Below are 15,476 nucleotides of genomic sequence, written 5' to 3'. Positions count from 1 at the left end.
CCCCCCAGGGGGGTGTTGTTCCGAGGGTGTGTCGGTGGTTGATAGCGGCAGGGAAACGCCCGGTCCCATTCCGAACCCGGAAGCTAAGCCTGCCCGCGCCGATGGTACTGCACCCGGGAGGGTGTGGGAGAGTAGGTTACCGCCGACACTAAAAATTTCACAGAGAAAACGTCGAAGGCGCGGTCCGGTGAGTTGAGAAGGTTTTCTCCTCACCAGACCGCGCCTTAGACGCTTCTCCATCATGCAGCTCAAAGGCCCCTGGCACGCCGGAACTCTCCGGTGTGTCAGGGGCCTTTCTGCTGCTCCCGCCGTCATATTCCTGCTCATGTCCGGGCACCACGGTCCGCGCATCCTGCCCTGCCAGTGTTCTTACAGGTTGTTCACCCCCACTTCACCACGAATATCAGGGGGCACCCTGATGTTCCGTAGACTCTGGACGGTTAACCTGGATGATCAGAACCTACTTTTCAGGAGAAGAAACACAACATGACAGACCAAGGGTCCACCCCGTCCGCCGACTCCGAGAACCCGGGAGTCGAGAGCTTCCAGGCCGCCGAGACCGGCTTTGAGCCGGCCGCCCGGGCCATCGACCTGTACAAGCAGTACGGCGAAGGCGAGACCGTCGTCATTGCGCTGGACCACATCAACGTGTCCTTCGCGAAGAATAAGTTCACCGCGATCATGGGCCCGTCGGGTTCCGGCAAGTCGACTCTGATGCACTGCATGGCGGGGCTGGATTCCGCGACCTCCGGATCGGCGCTGATCGGCGACACGGATCTGTCCACTCTCCGCGACAAGGAGATGACGGCGCTGCGCCGCGACCGCTTGGGATTCATCTTCCAGTCCTTCAACCTGGTGCCCACCCTGACGGCGGCGGAGAACATCACGCTCCCGTCGGACATCGCCGGCAGCAAGGTCGACCAGGCCTGGTTCGATGAGATCACCACCCGTTTGGGTCTGTCGGACAGGTTGACTCACCGGCCGGCCGAATTGTCCGGCGGCCAGCAGCAGCGCGTGGCGTGCGCCCGCGCTCTGGTGTCGCGCCCCGACATCATCTTCGGCGATGAGCCCACCGGCAACCTCGACTCGAACTCGGCCTCCGAGGTCCTCGATATTCTCCGTACGGCGGTGGACAAGGACGACCAGACGGTGGTCATCGTCACCCACGATGCGCGGGCCGCGTCCTACGCGGACCGGGTGGTGTTCCTCGCTGACGGTCAGCTGGTCAACGAGCTCATCGACCCCTCGATGGACGAGATCCTGGCCTTCATGGCCGGGGTCGAACGATAGGCCGGGGCTGCATGGCTAAGAACAGCACGATGCGCAAAGTCAGTCTCCGCAACATCGCCGCGCATAAATTGCGCCTGGCATTGACGGTGCTGGCGGTGGTGCTGGGCACCGCCTTCATCTCCGGTGCGTTCATGTTCACGAACTCTCTGGACAGCACTTTCAAAGCTGCGGTGAGCAGCACCTACGAGGGAGTCGACGCGGTCGTCACTCCTGCGGAAGGACTGCGCAGCATTCCGCGGGAAACCCGGGACGGGATCGCCGGGGACGACAAGGTCGGCGACGTCAACGTGACGGCGTCGGAAACCGTGGTTCTGGCCACGGAGGGTGAGGATCCGATCCAGACCGGCGGCGGCACCTCGAGCCTGTCCGTGTGGTACGAGCCGGACAGCGTGGTCGGCCAGGTCAGCACCCTGGTCGAGGGGGAGCGGCCCGAGGCCGCCGACGACCTGGTGCTCAACTCCAAGGGCGCCGAGAACTTCGGTGTCTCGGTCGGGGACACCCTCATCGTGGTGGATCCGCAGGAGCGCCGGACCATGACGGTGAGCGGTCTCTACGAGACGGACCTCGACCAAGGGCAGTCCCTCATCGCGTACATGACGGAGGATGCGTTCCTGGAGCGCTACACGGTGGACGGCTCGTCCTCCCAGCTCATAGTCTCCGCGGCGGAAGGCACCAGCGACACGGATCTGGTCGCGCACCTCAGCGGCACCTACGAGGGCGTCGAGGTCGAAACCGGCGAGAAGCTGGCGGAGGAGATGTCGAAGGTCCTGTCGCAGGCACTGTCCTTCGTCAATTACTTCCTGGTGGCCTTCGGCCTGGTGGCTCTGCTGGTGGGAACGTTCCTCATCGCGAACACCTTCTCCATGATCGTGGCGCAGCGGACCAAGGAGTTCGCGCTCCTGCGTGCGCTGGGCGCCGAACGCAAGCAGATCACCCGCTCAGTGGTGTTCGAGTCCGTCATTGTGGGCGTCGTCGGTTCCGCGCTCGGTGTCGTCGCCGGCGTGGGGCTGGTCGCGGCCATCAAGGCGTTCATGTCCACCCGCGGGTTGTCGCTGCCGGATTCGGGTCTGGGCCTGTCGATGTCCGCCGTGCTCGTCCCCCTGGTGCTGGGCACCGTGGTGACGGTCGTCTCGGCGTGGCTGCCCGCCCGGCGGGCAGGCGAGGTCCGGCCGGTGGAGGCGATGCGTTCCACGGAGGCTTCCACGGATCAACCGCTGGTGGTCCGCACGGTGCTCGGCGCGGCACTCCTGCTGATCGGCGCCGCCGCGGCGCTGGCGGGTGTCCTGATGTCGGATTCCTCGACGTCGACACGCGCCATCCTGGTCGGCGTCGGCGCGCTCGGCGTCATCGTCGGCTTCTTCTTCGCCGGCCCGGCGATGTCCCTGCCCATCGTGCCCACCCTGGGCCGGGTCATCGGCGCCCCGTTCGGGGCGATCGGCAAGCTGGCGTCCACGAACTCGCGCCGTAACCCCCGCCGGACCGCCACCACCGCTTTCGCCCTGACCCTCGGAGTGGCGCTGGTGACGGCGATCGGCATGCTGGGTGACACGATGAAGGCGTCGATCTCCGACGTGGTGGAGAACAACGTCTCGGCCGACTTCGTCCTCTCCGGCCCGCAGACCGGCAGCTTCCCCACGCCTGCGGGCACCTCGGACGCTGTCCGCGACGTCGAGGGTGTGGACAAGGTGCTCACCATGGCCACCGCGCCCGTGCTTGTCGACGGCCGCGCGACCAACCAGTTCGGCCCCGTCTCCCAGACCCTGGTCATCGACGGGGATATTTCGCAGATGGCGGTCCTGGAGATGCGCGAGGGCACCTCGGACCTGGGCGGTACCCCGGGCGTCCTGGCGTCGACCGAGTTCGCCGGAGCCAACGGCTGGGCAGTCGGCGACGTCCTGCCGTTGACGGCCCCCGAGCTGACCGGGGAGACCCGCGAGATCGAGGTCGTCGGCATCTTCGAGCCGAACAGCCTGGTGAACAACATGATCATCTCCCGGGAATCGGTCGACGGGATGATTCCGCCCGGCGCGCTGGAGGTGAACATGGTCGGCGTCGTCGCCGACGGCTCCGTCACCGAGGATGAACTGCGCTCCAACCTGGAGGAGGCGGTGAAGGGATTCATCGTCGTCCAGGTGCTCAGCGCCGCCGAGATGGCGGGCCAGGCGGGCCAGGCCATCGACCAGATGCTCAACATCCTGTACGCGTTGCTGGCGTTGGCGGTGATCATCGCGATCCTCGGCATCGTCAACACGCTGACGCTCGGCGTCATCGAGCGCCGCCAGGAGATCGGCATGCTGCGGGCGGTGGGTTCGCAGCGCGGCCAGATCCGCACCATGATCACGCTGGAGGCGGTGCAGATCGCGGTCTTCGGCGCCGTCATGGGTGTGCTCATCGGGCTGGGCCTGGGCTGGGCCTTCCTCGAAGTGCTCAAGGACCAGGGCCTGGACACCATCTCCGTGCCCTACGACATGCTGGCGGTGGTTCTGGTTGGTTCAGCGGTCGTCGGCGTGCTCGCGGCGGTCTGGCCGGCCCGACGAGCGGCGAAGACTCCGCCGTTGGACGCCATCTCCGCCTAACCGGTCAGTACGACAGTCAGCCACGCCACCGCCACTCCGGCGGTGAGCGTGGCTGACGCGTATCCGGCGGCGGGAAGGTACCGCCGTTCCTTCAGCAGCTGACCGATTTCACGCGCCAGGGTGGACCATGTGGACAGCGCCCCGGCGAAGCCGGTGCCCAGGGCCAGGTACACCAGGCCCGTGTGCCCGACCGCGGCGATGACGCCGGCCACGACGGCGGTGGCCGCCAGATTGGCGGTGAAGGTGCCGGCCGGGCCACCCGGCCACCTCGCCAGGGCGCCCCGGACCATGCCGCCGGCGAAGCCGCCCAGGCAGACGGCGAGGATGGACGCGATCATCGGGCCCACCGGTCCCCGAGCAGCCATGCCCCGACGCAGCCCACCAGGGTGGCCAGGAGATAACCCGCCGCCGCGGGGGGAGCGGCAGCCGCGGCCGCGGCGGTGAGGTGGGCGAAGGTGGAGAAGCTGGTGAATCCGCCGAGCACCCCGCGGCCCCAGAAGACTCCGGGGCGCAACCAGCCCATGAGGAAACAACCCAGGATGTTCACCCAGAGGATGGTCAGGGCGCCGGCCCCGAGGAACTCCTCGGCGGCGTAGCGGGCCAGGGCGCCGAGGAGGGCGCCGGCGCCGACGAGGGCGGCGTCGCGAAGCAACGGGTTACTTCCAGTCGCTTCCCTGGGCCCGCATGAACGCGGCGACCTCCTCCGGGGAGGCGCGCAGTGCGGGGTCGAACTTGAGGTAGGCCTTCGTCTCGCGGGCCACGAGGCCGGAGAGGATGAGCAGGCCGATGAGGTTGGGCAGCGCCATCAGGCCGTTGGCCAGGTCCGCGAAGGACCACACCAGCTCCAGTTCCACGGTGGCGCCGATGAGGGCGATGAAGGTGAAGAGCATGCGGTAGGGGACCGTGCCTCGGCGACCGATGAGAGACTCCAGCGAGCGCTCGCCGTAGTAGGACCAGCCGAGAATCGTGGAGAAGGCGAAGAAGACGATGGACAGGGAGACGATGGTGCCGCCCCACTCACCGGGCAGGGCGACGGAGAAAGCGTTGGCGGTCATGACGCCCGCGTTCTCACGGCCGGTGTCCCACACCCCGGTGGTGACGATCACCAGGCCGGTGATGGTGACGACGATGAGGGTGTCGATGAAGGTCTGGGTCATCGAGACCAGCCCCTGCCGGACCGGATGGGAGGTCTTCGCCGCGGCGGCGGCGATGGCCGCCGAACCCATGCCGGACTCGTTGGAGAAGATGCCGCGGGCGACACCGAACTGGATCGCCAGCATGATGCCCGCGCCGACGAACCCGCCCGTGGCGGCGGTGCCGGTGAAAGCGTCGGTGAAGATCAGCCCCAGCGCGGCCGGGATCTGTCCGACGTTCATGACCAGGACCGTGAGGCCGGCGGTGACGTAGAGCAGGATCATCATCGGCACGAAGGCGGAGGTGATCCTGCCGATCGCCTGGATACCGCCGAGCAGTACCGCGCCGAGGAGGACGAACATGATGGCGCCGGAGGCGAAGGGGTCGAGGCCGAAAGAACTCTCCAGGTTGGTCGCCACCGCGTTGGCCTGGGTGAGGTTGCCGATGCCGAACGAGGCGATCACCGCGAAGACCGCGAACATGACCGCCAGGGTCTTGCCCACCGGGCCGGAGATGCCGCGCTTGAGGTAGTACTGGGGGCCGCCGGACTGCTCCCCCTTGGCATCCGTGGTGCGGAAACGCACGCCCAGGAACGACTCCGTGTATTTCGACGCCATGCCGACCAGGCCCGTCACCCAGATCCAGAACAAGGCGCCCGGGCCGCCGACGGACAGGGCCGTGGCCACGCCGACGATGTTGCCCACGCCGACCGTCGCCGCCAGCGCCGTGGTCAGGGCCTGGTAGTTGCTGATGTCGCCCTGGCCGTCGGTGTCCGATTTGTCGAACAGCCCGTGGCGCAGCGCCCGGCCCAGGGTGCGGAACTGGATGCCGCCCAGCCGGATGGTGAGGTAGAGTCCTGTGCCCAGCAGCAGCGGGATGAGGACGAAAGGTCCCCAGACGATCCCGCCGGCGGTGTCGAGTGCGTTCTGCAGCGATTCCATGCGATCAAGGTACAGACCGGGTGTGGTCCCAGCCACATTTGCGCCTGGTGTCAACCGGAGGATAACGCCGGTTGCCCCCTCGCGGGGGTGGCGGGTGAGTGCGCCGGGCCGACGCCCCTGCGGGCGTGCGGGCGCGCGACCACAATGGGAGGCACCCCTGCCCAGGCACATGAAGGAGAACCGAAGACATGGCACACGAACGCGCGGGCCAGCCGGCACGACCCGAGGACCTCATCGACATCGCCGAGGTTGTCACGGCCTACTACACCCGCACACCCGATGTGGAGAACCCCGACCAGCAGGTCGCCTTCGGTACCTCCGGCCACCGCGGGTCCTCGCTGGACACCGCCTTCAACGAGGACCATATCCTGGCCACCACCCAGGCGATCGTGGACTACCGCAACCGGACCGCCGTCCGCTGGTACGGGCGGATGTACCTCGGACGCGACACACACGCGCTCTCCGAGCCGGCGATGATCTCCGCACTGGAGGTGCTCCTGGCCAACGACGTGGAGGTTCTCGTCGACGCCGCCGGCCGCTACACCCCCACGCCGGCCATCTCCCACTCCATCCTGAACCACAACAAGAACGTGCGCTGGGGCGTCGCGGGCCCCAGCTACCCGCTGGCCGACGGCATCGTCATCACGCCCTCCCACAACCCGCCGCGCGACGGCGGGTTCAAGTACAACCCGTGGAGCGGCGGCCCGGCGGACACCGACGCCACCGACTGGATCGCCGACCGCGCCAACCAGCTGTTGCGCGACGGCCTCAAGGACGTCAAGCGCACCCCTGTGAGCGGCGTGCTCGACGGGCGCGCGCTGCGCCACGACTTCCTGGGCACCTACGTCAACGACCTGCCCCACGTCGTCGACATCGAGGCCATCCGCGACTCCGGGCTGTCCATCGGCGCGGACCCGATGGGCGGTGCTTCCGTCGACTACTGGGGTGCGATCGCCGAGACCCACAAACTGAACCTGACCGTGGTCAACCCGCTGGTCGACTCCACCTTCCGGTTCATGACCCTGGACTCCGACGGCAAGATCCGCATGGACTGCTCCTCCCCGCATGCGATGGCTTCGTTGATCGCCAACCGCGACAAGTACGACATCGCCACCGGCAACGACGCGGACGCCGACCGCCACGGCATCGTCACTCCGGACCACGGGCTGATGAACCCGAACCACTACCTGGCAGTGGCCATCGAGTACCTCTTTGCCAACCGGCCCCAGTGGGGGGCGGACACCGCCGTGGGCAAGACCCTGGTGTCCTCCTCGATGATCGACCGGGTCGTCGCCCGGCTCGGCCGCCGCCTGGTCGAGGTGCCCGTCGGCTTCAAGTGGTTCGTCGACGGCCTGCAGGACGGCAGCATCGGCTTCGGCGGTGAAGAGTCCGCCGGCGCATCCTTCCTGCGCCGCGACGGCGGCGTGTGGTCCACCGACAAGGACGGGCTCATCCTCGACCTGCTGGCCGCCGAGATTACCGCGGTCACCGGAAAGACCCCGTCCCAGCGCTACGCAGAGCTGGCTGAGGAGTTCGGCGCCCCGGCGTACGCCCGAACCGACGCGCCCGCGAACCGCGAGCAGAAGGCCATCCTCAAGCAGCTCTCCCCTGAGCAGGTCACCGCGACCGAACTGGCGGGTGAGCCGATCACCGCCAAGCTGACAGAGGCCCCGGGCAACCATCAGGCCATCGGCGGGCTGAAGGTGACCACGGAGAACGCGTGGTTCGCCGCCCGGCCTTCCGGCACCGAGGACAAGTACAAGATCTACGCGGAGTCCTTCCGTGGCGAGGAGCATCTCAAGCTGGTCCAGCAGGAGGCGCAGGCTGTGGTCAGCCAGGTGCTCGGCCAGTAGTTGGCTGTGATCCGGGCCGGTGTCGGTGAATTCACATACCAGATCGGTCCGGAGTTGGACTAAGGTCTGAAAGCGTGTCCATCACCCAGCAGGCAACGCCCACGTCGGCCAGCGCACCTGAACGTCCGGGTGGCGCGGTCGAGGGCCCCCGGCCATCCACCCGTTCCGGTTCTTTCTGGTCGAGCACCAACGGCCGCCGGGTTCTCGACGCCGTCAGCTTCTTCGCCCGGTTCTTCATGGCCTACACCTGGATAGCCGCCGGTGTGGCCAAGTTGGACAACCACCTGAACATGACCCAGGCGATCATGGCGTACGAGATCTTCACGCCCCAGTGGTCGGATCTTCTTGCGCGTCTGATCGGCCCGCTGGAGATCGCCGGCGGTGTTCTTCTGCTGCTGGGAATCTTTTTGCGGCAGGCGAGCAAGGTGGCCACCGTTGTGCTGGTGATGTTCATCATCGGCATCGCGCAGGCCTGGGTGCGTGGACTGGGCATCGACTGCGGCTGCTTCAGCATCGAGCCGAACATGGACAAAGTGGCGATGGATTACTTCGTCACCATTCTGCGGGACATCGGCTACATCGCGTTGAGCGTGTGGACCATCTACCGCCCCTTCAAGAGGTTCGCCCTCCACCCCTGATCGCAAGACCAACAAGTACTCAAAGGTGAAAACACAGTGAGCAGCAAGTCCACCCGGGTCACCGACCCGAACGCCAAGGGCAGCAACACATTCCTCTGGGCCATCATCGCCGTCGTGCTCGTCGCAGCCGTGGTCATCGGATACATCGTGATGTCCGGGCAGGGCAAGAAGACGGAGCACCTCGCCGACCGGGAGACTGTCGACGTGGCCTTCGACTCGGAGTTCGGCGACAACTCGGTCACCCTGGCCTCCGCGAACCCGGCCGCCGACGCCGTCGAGGTGGATCTCTACGAGGACTACTCCTGCTCCTACTGTGCCCAGCTGGCCGAGAACACCGACGAGCAGATGCAGGCCGCCATCGAGGCGGGTGACCTGATCGTCAACGTGCGTACCCTCAACTTCCTGGACCGCGGCAACGCCGACGGCCACTCCACCCGTGCGGCCGCCGCCGTCCTCGCTCTCGCCGAGGCGGGCGAGACCGACGTGTACTGGAACTACCGCGCCGCCATCCTCGACGAGCAGGAGGAGATCTACAACAAGTGGAGCAACGACGACTTCGCCGCTGCCGCGCAGGAGCTCGGCGCCTCCGACAGCGTCGTGGAGACCATCCGCAGCGGCGAGAACGTCGGCGCCGCCAACGACCTGACCACCGCCAACGCCGACAAGCTCGAGGCTGAGACCGGCCAGGTCTCCTCGCCGCGGGTGGTCCGCGACGGCAAGGACGTCGAAGTCGACGACATCAACCAGTGGATCGACGCGGTGCTGAACTAACCGCCCCCTGCTCGGCGACGCCTGCCCCGCACGGGTGTCGCCGAGCATCCACCTGCGGATTTGGTTGTCCGGACCGCAGGCGTGTACATTGACAGAAGTTCCAAGGGGCTATGGCGCAGCTGGTAGCGCACCACACTGGCAGTGTGGGGGTCAGGGGTTCGAGTCCCCTTAGCTCCACTTGAAAACTCAATAAACAACACGGGGCTATGGCGCAGCTGGTAGCGCACCACACTGGCAGTGTGGGGGTCAGGGGTTCGAGTCCCCTTAGCTCCACCATCGTAGAGGCCGGTCACCAGGGAAAATTCTTCCCTGGTGACCGGCCTCTCACCTTTCCGGGGACAGTTGCGGGGCCGGCGGGCCTGGCGGCACGTAGTCTGGACGGTACAAATCAAGCGCCCTGCGCCCTACCGTTTTCGAGGAGCATTCGAGCATGTCCATGAATGATGATGTCTTCCGCAAGTTGAGCACCGGGCAGTCCCTCGCCCGGCTGGCGGACGTCCAGCCCGGCCGCATCGTGCTGCACCGCGAGGGAGTCCTCGAGATTTTCCCGGTGAACTTCGTCGTGGACGGTGAGGACATCTACTTCCGTACCGCTGAAGGCTCCAAGCTGTTCACCCTGACCCTCAACCACGGTGTTCTCTTCCAGGCCGACGGGGTCGACGAAAGCACCGCGTGGTCTGTCGTCGTCCGCGGCACCGCCGAGGTCCTGGAGAAGGCGGCCGACATCGATCACGCCGAGACTCTGGAGCTCAAGCCGTGGGCGCCGACCCTCAAGTACAACTGGGTCCGCATCAACGCCTCGGAGATCAGCGGCCGGGAGTTCGAGATCGGCGAGGAGCCGGAGCGCTACTGAGTGTCCCTGCCATGACACCCGTCTTCACCAAGAGTCCCCGCGAGCCGCGTTCCGCCGAGGCGGAGGCCGCGGGGCTCCGCTGGCTGCGGGCCGCCTCTCCGGCGGTCGTCGAGGTCATCTCCGTGGACCCTGCGGCCAACACACTGAGCACCGCCCTGGTCCGGGGGGTGACGCCGACACCGCAGGCGGCCCGGACGGCCGGCCGGGAACTGGCGCGTATCCACATTGCCGGGGCGCCGGCGTTCGGGGCCCCGCCGCCCGGTTGGGAAGGGCCGAACTACATCGGCACCCAGGTGCAGGAGTGCACGCCCACGGACCACTGGGGCGAGTTCTACGCCGCGCAGCGGGTGCTTCCCTTCGCCCGTCGGGCGCAGGCGGCCGGCAACCTCGACGCCGAGGGGCTGGCCGCTGTCGAGCAGGCGGCGGAGGCCGTCGCAGACGAGGACTGGGATGCCGTGCCCGCCCGCATCCACGGGGACCTGTGGGCCGGCAACCTGCTCTTCGGGGAGGACGGCCCCGCGCTCATCGATCCGGCGGCCCACGGCGGGCACCCCGAGACCGACCTCGCGATGCTCGCGCTGTTCGGCGTCCCCTTCCCGGAGGACATCTGGGCGGGATACCAGGAGATCTCCGCGCTGGACCCGGGTTTCCGGGACAGGTTCCCGCTTCATCAGCTCCACCCGTTGGCGGTGCACGCGTTCACCCACGGACCGGGCTACGCCCGGCCCCTGGTGGAGGCGGCGCGGGCGACCAGCCGCCTCCTGGCGGGAAGCTAGGTTCTAGCGCCACCACGTGTCGGCCGGGCCCGCCGGAAGGTGACGCTTGTGTGCGCCCACGCGCCAGAGGTGCTCGATGCGCCCCCGGGCCTCGTCCGGCACGGGGAGTCCCTCGAGGTAGTCGTCGATATGGGCGTAGGTGACGCCGAGGGCGACTTCGTCGGGCAGTGCCGGGCGGTCGTCCTCGAGATCCGCGGTGGGGACCTTCTCCCAGGTCGCGGCGGGGGCGCCCAGTTCCGCCAGCAGCTGCGCGCCCTGACGCTTGTTCAGTCCGGCGAGGGGGAGGATGTCGGCGGCGCCGTCGCCGTGCTTGGTGAAGAAGCCGGTGATGTTCTCCGCGGCGTGGTCCGAGCCGATGACCAGCAGGGATTTCTCCCCGGCGATGGCGTACTGCGCGATCATGCGCTGGCGCGCTTTGACGTTGCCCTCGTTGAAGTCGCCCAGTTCCGCCTGTCCGAGGGCTCCGGCGACGGCGGCGGACATCTCGCCGGTCGCGCCGGCGATGTTCACTGTGACGCGGTGGTCGGGGCCGATGAAATCGAGGGCCAGCTGCGCGTCATCCTCGTCGGCCTGCACCCCGTGGGGGAGCCGGACGGCCCAGAACTCGGCGTCCCGGCCCTCGGCGCGCAACTGTTCCACGGCCAGCTGGGCGAGCCGGCCGGCCAGGGTGGAGTCCTGCCCGCCGGAGATTCCGAGGACGAACCCCTTCATACCCGTCTTCCGCAGGTATTCGGCGAGGAAGCTGACGCGGGCGGTGATTTCCCCGGCGGCGTCGATACGCGGCCGGGCGTGGAGGGCCTTGATGATCTCGTGCTGCATGGACGCCATCGTAGTTGGTTTTGGAGGTTCCGCGACGGGTGGGGTAACATCTTCCCTCGTGTCGTGGCTGCTTAATTGGCCATGCTGAATCAAGTCGCACCGCAAGTTCATAATCGCGCAAATAGAAAGGAGCGCCCGATGAAGGTTCGCAAGTCGCTTCGGTCGCTGAAGAACAAGCCGGGCGCCCAGGTTGTGCGTCGTCACGGTAAGGTTTTCGTGATCAACAAGAAGGAACCGCGTTTCAAGGCCCGTCAGGGCTAAGAATACCGACGTTCCGTCGACACCGCCCGTTCCCACGTCCTTCCGGACAGTGGGGGCGGGCGGTTTCTTGTGCACCGTCCGGCGGGTCCCGGGCGGGCCGACGGGCGCCTTATGTAACGATTGCATAACGCGACTACGGGGCGAGCTGGGTAAATCCCATGGATGTTGTTTGGCGGGTGCGGAGGGGTATTTCAGGGGGGTCAACATGTGGGCCGGGGATGATCGCCGTGCTGGGAGTTTCATCGATGTAACTACTATATGTAGTGCTAGTTGCATGGAATCACCACAAAGTATAGTGTCTATTGGTACCGCCACAGGACAGGCCGGAACGATTTCCAGAGCAGGTCCAGGGCCAGAATTCGGGTCCGGCAGCAACCGCCGGACGAGGTACCAGGTACCGACAATGTCAGTAAATTCGTCAGAGAATGAGGTTCAGTCCCATGTCCATCACCCTCTACACCAAGCCGGCCTGCGTTCAGTGCAAGGCCACCCAGAAGGCCCTCGACCGTGCGGGCCTGAACTACGAGACGGTGGACATCAGCCTCGACGACGAGGCGCGGGACTACGTCCTGGCGCTCGGTTACCTGCAGGCCCCGGTCGTGGAGGCCAACGGCGAGCACTGGTCCGGCTTCCGGCCGGAGCGCATCAACGGCCTCGCCGCCGTCGTCGCCTAGCCGTCGCCGCACCCTCTCCCGACTGGCGCTGCCTGGAGTCGGGTCAGGTCGCCCGCCACGCCCCACGCCGCCCACGAGACGCCGGGCGGCGTTTGCCGTGTCGCGGGGACACCCCGGGCCCGCCGCGGGCCCACCGAGAAGGTCGTGAAGGGAAGTCAATCGAAGATGCTCGTCGTGTATTTCTCGTCCGCCACGGAGAACACGCGCCGCTTCGTCGAGAAGCTGGGTCTGCCGAACGTGCGGATCCCGCTGTACAAGGCTGAAGAACCGCTCGTCGTCGACGAGCCCTACGTGCTCGTGTGCCCCACCTACGGGGGCGGGGCCTCCATGAGCCACCAGAACTCGCGCCCGGTGCCGATTCAGGTGATCAGGTTCCTCAACAACGAACACAACCGCAGCTTCATCCGCGCGGTCGTCTCCGGCGGCAACACCAACTTCGGCGCCGATTACGGGGCCGCCGGGGAAGTGATCGCCAAGAAATGCAGCGTCCCGTACGTCTACCGCTTCGAGCTCATGGGCACCTCGGAGGATGTGCGTATTCTTCGGGAGGGGCTCATCACCAACGCGGAGGCGCTGGGACTCGAGCCGGTGCGCGGCGAGGCGCGCACGGCAGATACCGCGTGACAGAAGATCCACTCAGCTCCCGACCCATAACTTGAAAGGCCAGAAGAAACGTTGACTATGCAGACCACAGAGCAGACCGCCGCCGCGGATCCCATCGATCAGGGGGAGCAGCTGGACTACCATGCGCTGAACGCGCTGCTGAACCTCTACGACGGGAACGGCCACATCCAGTTCGACAAGGACCGCGAGGCCGCGAACCAGTTCTTCCTCCAGCACGTCAACCAGAACACCGTGTACTTCCATGATCTGGAGGAGAAGCTCAACTACCTCATCGAGAACAAGTACTACGAGTCGGAGCTCCTGGAGTCCTACGACTTCGAGTTCATCAAGGGACTGTTCCAGCGGGCCTACAAGTTCAAGTTCCGCTTCCCGACGTTCCTGGGCGCCTACAAGTACTACACCTCGTACACCCTCAAGACTTTCGACGGCCGCCGCTACCTGGAGCGCTTCGAGGACCGTGTGACCATGACGGCGCTCTTCCTGGCCAACGGCAGCGAGGAGCTCGCCGAGAGCCTGGTCGACGAGATCATGTCTGGCCGCTTCCAGCCGGCCACCCCCACCTTCCTCAACGCCGGCAAGGCGCAGCGCGGCGAGCTCGTCTCCTGTTTCCTCCTGCGCATCGAGGACAACATGGAGTCCATCGGCCGGGCCATCAACTCCGCCCTGCAGCTGTCCAAGCGCGGCGGCGGCGTCGCCCTCCTCCTGAGCAACCTGCGCGAGGCCGGCGCGCCGATCAAGCACATCGAGAACCAGTCCTCCGGCGTCATCCCCGTGATGAAGCTCCTCGAGGACTCCTTCTCCTACGCCAACCAGCTCGGCGCCCGTCAGGGCGCGGGTGCCGTGTACCTCAACGCGCACCACCCGGACATCCTGTCCTTCCTCGACACCAAGCGCGAGAACGCCGACGAGAAGGTCCGCATCAAGACGCTCTCGCTCGGCGTCGTCATCCCGGACATCACCTTCGAGCTGGCCAAGCGCAACGACGACATGTACCTGTTCTCCCCGTACGACGTCGAGCGCATCTACGGCAAGCCCTTCGGCGACGTCTCCGTCACCGAGCTCTACGACGAGATGGTCGAGGATCCGCGGATCCGCAAGACCAAGATCAACGCCCGCCACTTCTTCCAGACCCTGGCGGAGCTGCAGTTCGAGTCGGGCTACCCGTACATCATGTTCGAGGACACGGTCAACGCCGCCAACCCCATCGACGGACGCATCAACATGTCCAACCTGTGCTCCGAGATCCTGCAGGTCAACACGCCGTCCACCTACCACGAGGACCTCTCCTACGAGACCGTCGGCGAGGACATCTCCTGCAACCTCGGTTCGTTGAACATCGCCATGGCGATGGATTCGCCGGACTTCGGCCGCACGATCGAGACCGCCATCCGCGGCCTGACCTCCGTCGCGGAGTTCACCAGCATCGACTCCGTCCCCTCGATCCGGGAGGGCAACAACGCCTCCCACGCGATCGGTCTGGGGCAGATGAACCTCCACGGTTACCTCGGCCGCGAGCACATCTACTACGGCTCCGAGGAAGGCCTCGACTTCACCAACGCCTACTTCGCCGCCGTGCTGTACCAGGCACTGCGGGCCTCCAACAAGCTGGCCAAGGAGCGCGGCCAGAAGTTCGTCGGGTTCGAGAAGTCGAAGTACGCCGACGGCACCTACTTCGACGGCTTCGACCCGGCTGAGTTCGCCCCGAAGACCGACAAGGTCAAGTCGCTTTTCGACGCCTCGACCGCCACCGTCCCCTCCGCGGAGGACTGGGCGAAGCTCAAGGCCGAGGTGATGCAGCACGGTCTGTACAACCGCAACCTGCAGGCGGTCCCGCCGACCGGTTCGATCTCCTACATCAACAACTCGACCTCGTCGATCCACCCGATCGCCTCGAAGATCGAGATCCGTAAGGAGGGCAAGATCGGCCGCGTCTACTACCCGGCGCCGCACATGGACAACGACAACCTGGAGTACTTCCAGGACTCGTACGAGATCGGCTTCGAGAAGATCATCGACACCTACGCCGTGGCCACCCGCTACGTCGACCAGGGCCTGTCGTTGACGCTGTTCTTCAAGGACACCGCCACCACCCGCGACATCAACCGCGCGCAGATCTACGCATGGCGCAAGGGCATCAAGACGCTGTACTACATCCGTCTCCGCCAGGTCGCGCTGGAGGGCACCGAGATCGAGGGCTGCGTGTCCTGCATGCTGTAAAGGCAGGACCTGCCACTCGCCGGGGCGCGGGGTTCCTCCGGGGATCCCG

Annotated in this window: 15 protein-coding genes, 2 tRNA genes and 1 rRNA gene; 14 read left to right on the top strand and 4 right to left on the bottom strand. The window is 66.4% G+C overall.

The window, feature by feature from the left end; genetic code table 11:
* Positions 1-30: 30 nt before the first annotated feature.
* From rrf to B840_RS10245, 3 genes are all read left to right on the top strand, one after another.
* A 5S ribosomal RNA gene (gene rrf, locus B840_RS10255) occupies positions 31-148 on the top strand.
* Positions 149-486: 338 nt separating this feature from the next.
* Positions 487-1,290 (top strand): ABC transporter ATP-binding protein, encoded by an 804-nt coding sequence (locus B840_RS10250; RefSeq protein ID WP_084602980.1) that lies wholly within the window; start codon positions 487-489, stop codon positions 1,288-1,290.
* Positions 1,291-1,301: 11 nt separating this feature from the next.
* Positions 1,302-3,866: an ABC transporter permease gene (locus B840_RS10245; RefSeq protein ID WP_042622047.1), complete on the top strand. Its 2,565-nt coding sequence runs from the start codon at positions 1,302-1,304 to the stop codon at positions 3,864-3,866.
* Here B840_RS10245 and B840_RS10240 read toward each other — a convergent pair.
* Genes B840_RS10240 through B840_RS10230 form a run of 3 tightly spaced genes read right to left on the bottom strand, consistent with a single transcriptional unit; the run spans position 3,863 to position 5,941 of the window.
* Positions 3,863-4,231 (bottom strand): fluoride efflux transporter FluC, encoded by a 369-nt coding sequence (locus B840_RS10240; protein ID WP_229676679.1) that lies wholly within the window; start codon positions 4,229-4,231, stop codon positions 3,863-3,865. The genes B840_RS10245 and B840_RS10240 overlap by 4 nt on opposite strands.
* Entirely contained in the window at positions 4,201-4,518 is a 318-nt protein-coding gene (locus tag B840_RS10235) for a fluoride efflux transporter family protein (RefSeq protein ID WP_042622045.1), read from the bottom strand. Before B840_RS10235 ends, B840_RS10240 begins: the two co-directional genes overlap by 31 nt.
* Positions 4,519-4,522: 4 nt before the next feature.
* Positions 4,523-5,941, bottom strand: coding sequence for an alanine/glycine:cation symporter family protein (locus B840_RS10230; protein ID WP_042622044.1), 1,419 nt, complete (start codon positions 5,939-5,941; stop codon positions 4,523-4,525).
* A gap of 188 nt (positions 5,942-6,129) precedes the next feature.
* Here B840_RS10230 and pgm point away from each other — a divergent pair, with 188 nt between their 5' ends.
* From pgm to B840_RS10195, 7 genes are all read left to right on the top strand, one after another.
* On the top strand, positions 6,130-7,794 hold the full coding sequence (gene pgm, locus B840_RS10225) for a phosphoglucomutase (alpha-D-glucose-1,6-bisphosphate-dependent) (RefSeq protein ID WP_042622043.1): 1,665 nt from the start codon (positions 6,130-6,132) through the stop codon (positions 7,792-7,794).
* 74 nt (positions 7,795-7,868) lie between these two features.
* Entirely contained in the window at positions 7,869-8,432 is a 564-nt protein-coding gene (locus B840_RS10220) for a DoxX family protein (RefSeq protein ID WP_268236901.1), read from the top strand.
* Positions 8,433-8,468: 36 nt separating this feature from the next.
* The gene (locus B840_RS10215; protein ID WP_042622042.1) at positions 8,469-9,203 is read left to right on the top strand and encodes a DsbA family protein; all 735 of its coding nucleotides are present in this window, start codon (positions 8,469-8,471) and stop codon (positions 9,201-9,203) included.
* A 104-nt stretch (positions 9,204-9,307) separates the two neighbouring features.
* A tRNA-Ala gene (locus B840_RS10210) sits at positions 9,308-9,380 on the top strand.
* Between the two features lie 23 nt (positions 9,381-9,403).
* Positions 9,404-9,479 (top strand) — tRNA-Ala (locus tag B840_RS10205).
* A gap of 154 nt (positions 9,480-9,633) precedes the next feature.
* A complete protein-coding gene (locus B840_RS10200; protein ID WP_042622041.1) occupies positions 9,634-10,056 on the top strand; it encodes a pyridoxamine 5'-phosphate oxidase family protein in 423 nt (140 codons plus the stop codon).
* Between the two features lie 11 nt (positions 10,057-10,067).
* Positions 10,068-10,832, top strand: coding sequence for a fructosamine kinase family protein (locus B840_RS10195; protein ID WP_042622040.1), 765 nt, complete (start codon positions 10,068-10,070; stop codon positions 10,830-10,832).
* 3 nt (positions 10,833-10,835) lie between these two features.
* Here B840_RS10195 and nadE read toward each other — a convergent pair whose 3' ends face one another.
* Complete coding sequence (gene nadE / locus B840_RS10190) at positions 10,836-11,660, bottom strand: ammonia-dependent NAD(+) synthetase (RefSeq protein WP_042622039.1); 825 nt, start codon at positions 11,658-11,660, stop codon at positions 10,836-10,838.
* Between the two features lie 129 nt (positions 11,661-11,789).
* Here nadE and ykgO point away from each other — a divergent pair, with 129 nt between their 5' ends.
* The 4 genes from ykgO to nrdE all read left to right on the top strand — a co-directional run bounded on the left by ykgO (position 11,790) and on the right by nrdE (position 15,427).
* On the top strand, positions 11,790-11,912 hold the full coding sequence (gene ykgO, locus B840_RS10185) for a type B 50S ribosomal protein L36 (protein WP_018341343.1): 123 nt from the start codon (positions 11,790-11,792) through the stop codon (positions 11,910-11,912).
* A 440-nt stretch (positions 11,913-12,352) separates the two neighbouring features.
* Positions 12,353-12,586 carry a glutaredoxin-like protein NrdH gene (gene nrdH / locus B840_RS10180; protein ID WP_042622038.1) on the top strand — a complete coding sequence of 78 codons (234 nt, stop codon included), beginning with the start codon at positions 12,353-12,355 and terminating at the stop codon, positions 12,584-12,586.
* A 165-nt stretch (positions 12,587-12,751) separates the two neighbouring features.
* A complete protein-coding gene (gene nrdI, locus B840_RS10175; protein WP_042622037.1) occupies positions 12,752-13,210 on the top strand; it encodes a class Ib ribonucleoside-diphosphate reductase assembly flavoprotein NrdI in 459 nt (152 codons plus the stop codon).
* A gap of 57 nt (positions 13,211-13,267) precedes the next feature.
* Positions 13,268-15,427: a class 1b ribonucleoside-diphosphate reductase subunit alpha gene (gene nrdE / locus B840_RS10170; RefSeq protein ID WP_042622036.1), complete on the top strand. Its 2,160-nt coding sequence runs from the start codon at positions 13,268-13,270 to the stop codon at positions 15,425-15,427.
* Positions 15,428-15,476: the final 49 nt, after the last annotated feature.

It is taken from the genome of Corynebacterium marinum DSM 44953, assembly GCF_000835165.1.
GTDB lineage: Bacteria > Actinomycetota > Actinomycetes > Mycobacteriales > Mycobacteriaceae > Corynebacterium > Corynebacterium marinum.
This window is presented reverse-complemented; position numbering and strand designations above follow the sequence as displayed.

Bases quoted from the DNA above. Each gene is read 5' to 3' on its own strand.
- pgm (WP_042622043.1), top strand. From the start codon at position 6,130: ATGGCACACGAACGCGCGGGCCAGCCGGCACGACCCGAGGACCTCATC.
- B840_RS10200 (WP_042622041.1), top strand. From the start codon at position 9,634: ATGTCCATGAATGATGATGTCTTCCGCAAGTTGAGCACCGGGCAGTCC.
- B840_RS10245 (WP_042622047.1), top strand. From the start codon at position 1,302: ATGGCTAAGAACAGCACGATGCGCAAAGTCAGTCTCCGCAACATCGCC.
- nrdI (WP_042622037.1), top strand. From the start codon at position 12,752: ATGCTCGTCGTGTATTTCTCGTCCGCCACGGAGAACACGCGCCGCTTC.
- ykgO (WP_018341343.1), top strand. From the start codon at position 11,790: ATGAAGGTTCGCAAGTCGCTTCGGTCGCTGAAGAACAAGCCGGGCGCC.
- B840_RS10240 (WP_229676679.1), bottom strand. From the start codon at position 4,231: ATGGCTGCTCGGGGACCGGTGGGCCCGATGATCGCGTCCATCCTCGCC.
- B840_RS10230 (WP_042622044.1), bottom strand. From the start codon at position 5,941: ATGGAATCGCTGCAGAACGCACTCGACACCGCCGGCGGGATCGTCTGG.
- B840_RS10195 (WP_042622040.1), top strand. From the start codon at position 10,068: ATGACACCCGTCTTCACCAAGAGTCCCCGCGAGCCGCGTTCCGCCGAG.
- nrdH (WP_042622038.1), top strand. From the start codon at position 12,353: ATGTCCATCACCCTCTACACCAAGCCGGCCTGCGTTCAGTGCAAGGCC.
- nrdE (WP_042622036.1), top strand. From the start codon at position 13,268: ATGCAGACCACAGAGCAGACCGCCGCCGCGGATCCCATCGATCAGGGG.
- B840_RS10250 (WP_084602980.1), top strand. From the start codon at position 487: ATGACAGACCAAGGGTCCACCCCGTCCGCCGACTCCGAGAACCCGGGA.
- nadE (WP_042622039.1), bottom strand. From the start codon at position 11,660: ATGGCGTCCATGCAGCACGAGATCATCAAGGCCCTCCACGCCCGGCCG.